This is a genomic window from Terriglobia bacterium, assembly GCA_032252755.1.
Lineage (GTDB): Bacteria > Acidobacteriota > Terriglobia > Terriglobales > Acidobacteriaceae > JAVUPY01.
In genome coordinates, this window is record JAVUPY010000068.1 from 1 (window position 1) to 6,943 (window position 6,943).

The 6,943-nt window shown below is 57.5% G+C and carries 7 protein-coding genes; 2 read left to right on the forward strand and 5 right to left on the reverse strand.

Features of this window, described 5'->3' with window-relative positions; genetic code table 11:
- On the reverse strand, nucleotides 1–1,269 hold a 1,269-nt coding region (locus ROO76_16980; GenBank protein MDT8069859.1), incomplete at its 3' end, for an ISKra4 family transposase.
- Complete coding sequence (locus ROO76_16985; GenBank protein MDT8069860.1) at nucleotides 1,266–1,937, reverse strand: hypothetical protein; 672 nt, start codon at nucleotides 1,935–1,937, stop codon at nucleotides 1,266–1,268. The genes ROO76_16980 and ROO76_16985, both read right to left, overlap by 4 nt.
- A gap of 315 nt (nucleotides 1,938–2,252) precedes the next feature.
- Here ROO76_16985 and ROO76_16990 point away from each other — a divergent pair, with 315 nt between their 5' ends.
- Nucleotides 2,253–2,588: a helix-turn-helix transcriptional regulator gene (locus ROO76_16990; GenBank protein ID MDT8069861.1), complete on the forward strand. Its 336-nt coding sequence runs from the start codon at nucleotides 2,253–2,255 to the stop codon at nucleotides 2,586–2,588.
- Nucleotides 2,585–3,862 carry a type II toxin-antitoxin system HipA family toxin gene (locus tag ROO76_16995; GenBank protein MDT8069862.1) on the forward strand — a complete coding sequence of 426 codons (1,278 nt, stop codon included), beginning with the start codon at nucleotides 2,585–2,587 and terminating at the stop codon, nucleotides 3,860–3,862. The genes ROO76_16990 and ROO76_16995 overlap by 4 nt, the downstream gene beginning before the upstream one ends.
- A 97-nt stretch (nucleotides 3,863–3,959) precedes the next feature.
- On the opposite strand, the gene ROO76_17000 is transcribed toward ROO76_16995, so the two are convergent.
- The 3 genes from ROO76_17000 to ROO76_17010 all read right to left on the reverse strand — a co-directional run.
- Entirely contained in the window at nucleotides 3,960–4,613 is a 654-nt protein-coding gene (locus ROO76_17000) for a hypothetical protein (protein ID MDT8069863.1), read from the reverse strand.
- 335 nt (nucleotides 4,614–4,948) lie between these two features.
- Complete coding sequence (locus tag ROO76_17005; protein MDT8069864.1) at nucleotides 4,949–6,358, reverse strand: ISKra4 family transposase; 1,410 nt, start codon at nucleotides 6,356–6,358, stop codon at nucleotides 4,949–4,951.
- Nucleotides 6,355–6,943 (reverse strand): plasmid pRiA4b ORF-3 family protein (locus ROO76_17010; GenBank protein MDT8069865.1); only part of this gene is annotated, 589 nt, incomplete at its 5' end. The genes ROO76_17010 and ROO76_17005, both read right to left, overlap by 4 nt.

The window sequence follows — 6,943 nt, forward strand, 5'->3', positions numbered from 1 at the left end:
TTTCTTAACGAACCGTCTGCTGACCACTTGGTTGATCGTCGACTCAACGAATGCCGTGCTGATCCTTTCGCCTTGTCGCCATCGCTCGCCAAAGTTTGGAATGAACTCGCAGTTGTTCTTGATGTAGATCTCGAATTCGGCTAGCCCGTTGGCAACTTTCGCCGCAGGAATTGAATGCGCCTGGATCAGGCTTAGATCGATGGTTAGCCCGGTCATCCGTTCGAGCGCTTCCGGAGTGTTTCCGTGCCAAAGAAGGTGCTTGATGCTCTCCAGCTGCTTCGCGACATCGGCGCCAGTTTCCGGCCGCTCTTGCTGAAGCCCTTTTGTCTGCTGCTGGAGGACCGTCAGCCGCATTGTGATGTGAAACCAGTCCAGCAGATGCTCGCTGAATGGATGAAGGTACTGCTGCACACGTCGGACGTCCTGGCCCCCATCGGACATAAATACCACCTGTTGATTCTCCTGCATTCCTTGCGACTTCATCAGCTCCCAGAGCCGCCGGCGTGGCTTTTCGTCATAGGTTTGCACAAAGCCGAAACACTTCGCCGAGGGTACTTCGGTTGCATCCTCACGCCGGAAGGCAACGACGCTCTTGCCGGCGATCACTTCAAAACACCCCTGTTTATGTGCCGCTCGAACGTAGCCGCCATCGATGCCAACGGTGATCGGACCGTCTGGAAGCGGCTGTTGCTCCCAATCGTCTTCCGAGCCTTCGTACTCATTGAGCTGCCGCTCCCGGCCCAGTTCCTGCTCGATTCGTTCCGCTGTCGACTGCAGGTGGATGCGGACGCTTTCATGATTGGCGGAGCCTCCAATCGGCAATACTTCCGTCAGTAAGTCAGCAACCTTTGCGAAGGGGATCAGCGACGCCCACTTGCTCTCCAGATACAGCATTTCCACGCTGGTTCGCCCTTGGAGCCATGCTGCCGTCGGCCGGAATGTTTCCGGGCCTTCGGTCTGGCAGGCGCATCGGTTCCACCGCGGATTTGGCACATTCACCAGCCCGAACAGGGTGTTGACAGGTGTATTTCCAGAGCCTTTCGTCGTGTGCCGACGACCGCAATGGAGACACGCACGTCTTTGCTCCAGATTCTCGCTAACCTGTTGTACGACCATAAAGTCCTGCACACCTTCGAGCAACGCCTTGCTCTCAGCCAGGCTCATGCCGAGGGTCTCCATCGCTAACTCTTGCCGTTCGATTCCCGACAGCTGTCTGCGTTGTTCCCGGCCGTCAGCACTCACGCATACTACTTCGATCCGGATGTTCATGACCAGAACCCCCGCCGCCGCTGCGTGAAGATCCTCAAACGCTCGTTGGCTTCCTGCACGCTGAATCGCTCAGGCTCCAAGGGGCCACTTTCTTTGAGTCTCTGATCTATGCTCCGGAGACCGTCGTCCATCGCGGTGCGCAACAACTCCCAGGTCTCGCGTGGCTGATTCGGACAAGCTTCCGCCAACATCAGAATGCCGGTCTCCACCATGGCCGGTGCTAACATCTTGCTTCCCTCATTTTGTCGCTTCAGCATAAGCCGGTAGCCTGTCGGGCCGCCGCACAGCTCCGGTGGCGTTGCGCCACGCCCACCCAGACAAGCCGGCTCTATGTCTTCCTTCGTGCCCTCGTGAATGTCGAGGACTTGAATATCCCACTCCCACATGTGCAGGGTGTCGCAGATGTAGAGGAACTTTTCTTGCCGGTGCAATCTGAACTCATGTAGGGCCTTGGAACGTGTCTTCCGCCGAAAACTGTTGAATTCCTGGGCGTGGACACGGAAGATATATCCCAAATTGCCGCCCCAGCCCAGGATGGCGCAAAACGTGTCGTTGAATTCCGGCAAACTCGTCTGATCGGAGACCGCTATCTGGCGGATCACCATGGGACTCACATGATGGAGAACCGCTCGTAGAATCAGGCATTTGAAAGGCACTTGTTCGGTCATCGATCCAGATTACGCCGGCCTCAATCAAAGGCGACCTCCGAATTATTGCCGCACTCTGGATCACACCCCCGTGGATGTGATCGTGGTAGACAACGAGCGCCGGCTTCCAATTGGCCGGCCGTGGCTGACCTTGGCAATCGACGTGGCCGTACGAATGGTGGCCGCCTTCCATCAAGTCTCCGAACTGCGAGTCCGTGACGCTGCATCGGCACGCAAAACCTTGCTCCTTGAATTCATTCGATCTGGACATTCTCAACAAAGTCCTATATATTGGACCATATAAGGCCATAGGGCTTTATGTATGGAGCCTTATCAATGAGATCGAATGTGTCAGATGTTCTGCCCCCCGCCGTCAAGCGGTCGCTGACCAAATTCGGCAGCGACCTCGCAACCGCGCGGCGGAAACGTGGGCTCACAATCCTTGCCGTCGCCGAGCGCATGGGCGTTGCCAAGAATACTTACCTCCGCGCAGAGAAGGGAGATCCCAAAGTCGGCCTTGGCGTGTATGCGATGGCGCTTTTCGTCTTGGGCTTTGGCGATCCTCTTGGCGCTCTTATCGACGTGAGCCGCGACGATACCGGCCTTCTGCTCGATGAAGAACGTCTGCCCAAGCGCGTGCGCATGAAGAAAGCACAGGTGCCGCAATCATGAAGCGGAATATCGACGTGATGCTGGGCGATGGGGTCGAGGTCGGCACGCTGCGCTACGACCTGCAAGGGCGTCGCGAAAGCGCCGCTTTCGAGTATGGTGCGGGCTGGCTCGGCGCCCCCGCGCGTTTCGCTCTCGGGCCGACGCTTCCGCTCCAGGCGGGACCACAGTTTCATCGCAAGTCAAAAGACGGTTCTATATTTCATGCCGCGATTGCCGACACCGAGCCCGATGGGTGGGCAAAGCGCATCATCATGCGCGACCACATCAAGCGCAGACAGAAATTGCGCCGTGAAGGAAAAGAAGAAGCGCAGCCGCTCAACGCACTTGATTATTTACTGGCTGTGGATGATTTCAGCCGTGTCGGCGCGCTTCGTTTTCGCGACGAAGAGGGCGTGTTTCAGCGCGCGCAGGAAGAAGGGCGCCGGACCGCTCCGCCACTCATCGAGCTTGGACATTTGTTGAGCGCGTCGCGCGCTGTCGAGGCGAACAAAGAGACGGCAGCGGACCTTGCATACTTACGCGGCCGAGGCACGTCGCTTGGCGGCATGCGCCCGAAATGCACGGTCATTGACGAAGACGGCTCGCTCTGCATCGGCAAGTTTCCGAGCATCGCAGACGAGCGCGCCGTTACCAAGGGAGAAGTGCTCGCTCTGACGCTTGCCAGAAAGGCCGGGATCGATGCAGCCACGGCGCGTATCGTCCAGAGCGAAGATTTGCCGGTCGCACTCGTCCGCCGCTTCGACCGCCAAAACAGCGGCCATCGCGTAATGTATGTCTCCGCCGCGACCATGCTGGGTGTTGAGGTGACGGAACCCGAGGAACATACCTACACCGAGATCGTGGACGCAATCCGCGTACACGGGGCCGACGCACAAGCCGATATCGAAGAGTTGTGGAGGCGCATTGCCTTCTCGATTTTGATTACGAATGTGGACGACCACTTGCGCAATCACGGCTTCCTGCATGTAGATAGGGAATTCTGGCGGTTGTCGCCCGCCTTTGACATTAACCCGTCACCCGAGCGCGTGCGTGAATTGAAGACGTGGATATCCGAAGATGCTGGCCCTGACATGACCATCGATGCCCTCATGTCCGTGATTGCTTATTTCCGCATCACGGCTTCGCGGGCCAAGGAGATCTTGAGCGACGTTATGCAAGCCGTGAATGGTTGGCGCAAGACTGGACAAAGTATTGGCATGAGTGAAGAAGAGCTTGAGCCATTCGTAGACGCCTTCGAACATGGCGAATGCGCCGCCGCGAAGAGGCTCATCTGAAGATCAAAGCCGATAACTCTCGGCAAACCCCGATGGTTATGCCATCACCGGCTGTACCGGACAAGGGCAGACTGCTGACCGCATGATTCTCGCGGCATTACCGTTCCGCAAGCTCTTTCCGTTGAGAAGGAGTCGCGACTTGGCGTGCTTCCGCAAGCAATTCCGCACGCTGGTAATTGCAGTGGCGGTCGACAAATGTTTCGAAGCGCCGCGCATATTCGGCCGGATCCGCCGTAGCCGCTAGAACGCGAAACCATGCAGGCAGCACTTGCTTCCAGTCGATGCCAACCATCCACGACCCTCCCTCGTCGGCAAAGAAGACCATCCTGTCGTCCGCATCGTCGAAGCGGTCCAGAAGTTCGAACAGAATATCAAACGCGCAGCGCACGCCGGCCACATTCGGCTTCTTCGCTTGCTCCACACAGCGGAAAAGCAGCCGCCGAAAATCGGCAATCCAGGCCAGCGTTCCCAGGGAACTCTGCGTGCAATTCTTCGAGTTGACGTCAAATGCTTCGTAGTATTCGCCGGCAAGACATGCCTTCTGAAAGGCCTGAACCTCGGCAAGGAGTTCATGCTTCACTGCGACATCGGAGACGAACTGCTCCGGTTTCATATATTGTGCGAGCAACTGGCGGAGCTTGGCTGGAGGAAGAAGCGAGATGGCGTCATCGAGCAGAAAGAAGATGGTCTCGTTGCCGCTCCCGCGGATCGCCCTGCGAATTCGTTGCAGATCGAGTTTGCCGCCGCTCATCGTCGCCTCGGGTCAGTGGTCTTCATTTCAATGACTATCCTATCGCGGGCGACGCCATGTACACTGGAATGCAGAATCGATCGTGCCGGTATCCGTGCTTAAGCCATCGCTCTCTGCATGGCGCAAGCTAGAATCGCTTCCCGTCTTGTGAATTCCTTATTCCCCACCAAAGTTATTTCCGCCGATGCCGAAGAAACGCGCAGATGCAACTCCTGCTTCCCCCGATCTGTTCTTCACGAAGGAACTCGCGGGCGAGGAACCGCCTTCGTTCGAATCACTAAAAAAACGGGGGGTGGCGGATTTGATTCTGCTTCCCGGAGCCGGCCAACTTGAGATCAGGCTACGCGGCGAAGTGGGTCTTCGGAACCCGCTTTCATGCCTGGATACCAGCGTCTGAAAGTGCTTCGCAGATCGCCGTTCATCACTTGTGCGCGGACCTGTAACAGCAGGTGGGCACCTCGCTCGGTCCAATGCATTTGTTGTTGCTTGACCATTCGCCGACTGACAAGTTGGTTTACGGCCGACTCGGCAAAAGCGGAGCTGATTCGTTCGCCATTGCGATGGCGGTCGCCGTAGTCGGGGATGTAGGCCTGGTTCGTGGCGATGTAGTTGCCGAACTCGCGAATCGTGCGCAGCAGCTTTTGTCGCTCCGGGCTCATCTGTTCGCCATCGAGCATGATCTTCAGCCCATCGATCAGCCTCAATGCCTGATCGACGTTGCCATTCCACAAGTGCCACTTCAGGCTTTCCAAATCTTTCTCGACTTCGCCCAGCCAGTCTGCCGGCTCTGCTCCCACGAGGCTTTTGCGCATCTGGCTTATCACCGTCAACTTCATCGTGATGTGGAACCAATCCAGGATGTGCTCCGACCGTGGGCTCACGTACATCTGCAGTTGGCGTAGTGTATCCTCTCCATCGCTGAAGAAGGTCACGGGCTGGTCCAATGCCAGACCTTGCAATCGCAAGGTCTCGTACAGCCGCCGCTTGGGCTTCTCATCATAGTTGAGCACGAAGCCAAGGTACTTGCCTTCGCCAGGGGCGGTGATGCTTTTGCCGACGACCACCTCGAACCATCTCTCCTTGCGCTCTACGTTCCCCGCGGCATGCACGTAGGCGCCATCGAGAGCTACAGCCAGTGGAGGCTTTGGCTCCGGCATCGAGTTCATCGGTTTGGAATGCGAGCCGCTCTCCATAAAGCTTTGGCGCTCTTCTCCTAACTCGGATTCCAACCGCACGGCCACTTTGTGCAGATTGGCGCGCAAGGTGGTCACGTTGAGTTCTTCGCTCATCGGCAGAACCTCCTGCAACAGATCAAACGTCATTCCAAAAGATAGGAGCGTGCACCACTTGGCTTCCAAATACAGCAGCTCCGGCGCAGTGCGCTCCGGCAGCAGTTCTGCCAGCAGACTGAATGTCTTGCTGGACATTGGCTGGCAATCGCAGTGGTGCAGTCGCAGGCTGTTCAATGTCAGCTTCCCAAACAGGGTGCGGAACAGGATCGGATGGTGGCCCTTCTGCACTCGCCGCTGACCGCAGCACGGGCAGTTGATTCGCTCAGCCGTGTAATCGCCGACCTGATGCTCGGTCATCGATCGCTGCACAGCTTGCAGAATTTCTTTGGCCTCCGCCAGGTTCAACCCCAGTTCCTCCGGCGATAGGGTTCCACGCTTCAGACAGGCAACTTCTTCAACGTCCTGAACGCGCCCGTCGTCGCTTTCGATGATGACTTGAATCTTTACCTTCACTCCGCACCTCCCAGGCTGGCCTGAAGGTGCCGGTTGGCCGACTTCCGGTTGAACCGCTCCGCCGTAAGCCAGGGTCGAAGGTGCCTCATGTGTTGAGCCAGCTGCGCATCGCTGGTTCCACGATCAACCAACTCCGTCAATTGATTCAGCACGAACTGAAGCGTGAAAAGATCAGCCAGATTGGAGAGTTCCTGCGGGCTGCCGGTTTGTTCCAACGGCGGACTGCCCACGCCGCCGATGGAGTGCGGAAGTCGCTCTCGATCCGCAACCAGTGCAGCTTCAAATCGAATGTCGTGCCGCCAGACCGGGACATTGACGCCGTCGAAGCCGTAGTCATAGAAGAACCTCTCTTTGGCTAGCAGCTTGAACTCGGAAAGAAGTACCTCTGGAGCCGGCCAAGACGAAACGGCGGTCGTGGCTGAGGCGCCCAGCGAACGGCCGCGAAGAACAAATCGATGCGGCCACGAGTCGACCCAACCGAAAAGGGCTTGTACGGTCTGATGCAACTGGCCCAGGGTGGAATCGCTCCGCACCACAACACGTCGCCAGATATGCGGGCTGGTCCGGCGCAACACGATTCGAAGC